At 59.6% G+C, this 1,982-nt stretch carries 2 protein-coding genes; both read right to left on the bottom strand.

Translation table 11 applies throughout. The features are described 5' to 3' along the window. The coding region (locus FFS27_RS32270; protein WP_234464625.1) for a GTP-binding protein at nucleotides 1-143 on the bottom strand (143 nt) is incomplete at its 3' end. A 30-nt stretch (nucleotides 144-173) separates the two neighbouring features. Beyond that, nucleotides 174-1,982: elongation factor G (gene fusA, locus FFS27_RS32265; RefSeq protein ID WP_137952528.1), on the bottom strand; the 1,809-nt coding region annotated here is incomplete at its 5' end.

Here is a 1,982-nt window from a genome sequence, read left to right as displayed (position 1 = left end):
TCGAAAGCACGAGCGGAACCACCCCAGGTGTCGGAGCAGACCTTGGTCAGTGCAGCGGTCAGAGTGGTCTTGCCATGGTCAACGTGACCGATGGTGCCGACGTTGACGTGCGGTTTGTTACGTTCGAATTTTTCCTTAGCCACGACAGTAAACCTCTTACTTAAAGGGCTGAATCAACCTTGTTTTTTAACCAGCGCTTCGACGATGTTCGACGGAGCTTCGGCGTATTTGGAGAATTCCATGGAGTAGCTCGCGCGACCCTGGGACATGGAACGCACGTCGGTCGCATAACCGAACATCTCACCCAGCGGAACCTCGGCACGAATAACCTTACCGGAAACCGTGTCCTCCATCCCCTGAATCAGACCACGACGACGGTTCAGGTCGCCCATCACGTCACCCATGTAGTCCTCAGGAGTCACCACCTCTACCTTCATGATCGGCTCGAGCACCTTGCCGCCGCCCTTCTGGGCCAGCTGCTTGGTCGCCATGGAAGCAGCGATCTTGAACGCCATCTCGTTGGAGTCGACGTCATGGTAGGAACCATCGAAAACGGTAGCCTTCAGGCCGATGAGCGGATAGCCGGCAACGACGCCGTTCTTCATCTGCTCTTCGATACCCTTCTGGATCGCCGGGATGTATTCCTTCGGAACCACACCGCCCACGACTTCGTTCTCGAACACCAGGCCTTCGGTGATGTTGCCCTTCTCGTCCACGTCCGCGGCCGAGAAACGGATCCAGCAATGACCGAACTGACCGCGACCACCGGACTGGCGAACGAACTTGCCTTCGATCTCCACGTTGTCCTTGGTGATGGTCTCACGGTAGGCAACCTGCGGCTTGCCGATGTTGGCCTCGACACCGAACTCGCGCTTCATGCGGTCGACGATGATGTCCAGGTGCAACTCGCCCATGCCGGAGATGATGGTCTGACCGGACTCTTCGTCGGTCTTGACACGGAACGACGGGTCTTCCTGGGCCAGCTTGCCGAGGGCGATACCCATCTTCTCCTGGTCAGCCTTGGTCTTCGGCTCTACAGCGACCGAGATTACCGGCTCGGGGAAGTCCATGCGCTCGAGGATGATCGGCTTCTCGATCGAGCACAGGGTGTCACCGGTGGTGACGTCCTTCATGCCGATCAGGGCAGCGATGTCGCCTGCGCGCACTTCCTTGATCTCTTCACGCTGGTTGGCGTGCATCTGCACCATCCGACCGACGCGCTCTTTCTTGCCTTTCACCGAGTTCAGGACGGAGTCGCCGGAACTCAGGACGCCGGAGTAAACGCGGGCGAAGGTCAGGGTACCGACGAACGGGTCGGTAGCGATCTTGAACGCCAGGGACGAGAACGGTTCGTTGTCGTCGGCATGACGCTCGTCTTCGACGGTCTCGTCGTCCGGGCTGACGCCCTTGATCGCAGGGATCTCGGTCGGAGCCGGGAGGTAGTCGATGACGGCATCGAGAACCAGCGGAACGCCCTTGTTCTTGAACGAGGAACCGCAGACGGCCGGAACGATCTCGCACGCCAGGGTGCGCAGACGCAGGCCTTCCTTGATCTCGGCTTCGGAGAGCTCGCCCTCTTCGAGGTACTTGTTCATCAGCTCTTCGTTGGCTTCGGCCGCAGCCTCGACCATGCTGGAACGCCACTCTTCGGCCAGGTCCTTGAGCTCCGCAGGAATTTCTTCCTCGCGGTAGGTCATGCCCTTGTCGTCATCGTTCCAGTAGATGGCCTTCATCTTGATCAGGTCGACCTGACCGACGAAGTTCTCTTCAGCGCCGATGGCGAGCTGGACCGGAACCGGGGTATGACCCAGGCGCTTCTTGATCTGCTCGACGACGCGCAGGAAGTTCGCGCCCTGGCGGTCCATCTTGTTGACGTAGACGATGCGCGGTACGCCGTACTTGTTGGCCTGACGCCATACGGTTTCCGACTGCGGCTCTACGCCGGAGGTGCCACAGAACACCACGACAGCGCCGTCCAGTAC

Source organism: Pseudomonas sp. 2VD, from assembly GCF_005503585.1.
Lineage (GTDB): Bacteria > Pseudomonadota > Gammaproteobacteria > Pseudomonadales > Pseudomonadaceae > Pseudomonas > Pseudomonas aeruginosa.
Note: the sequence above shows the minus strand (reverse complement) of the source record. Positions and strands in the feature narration are given on the sequence as shown.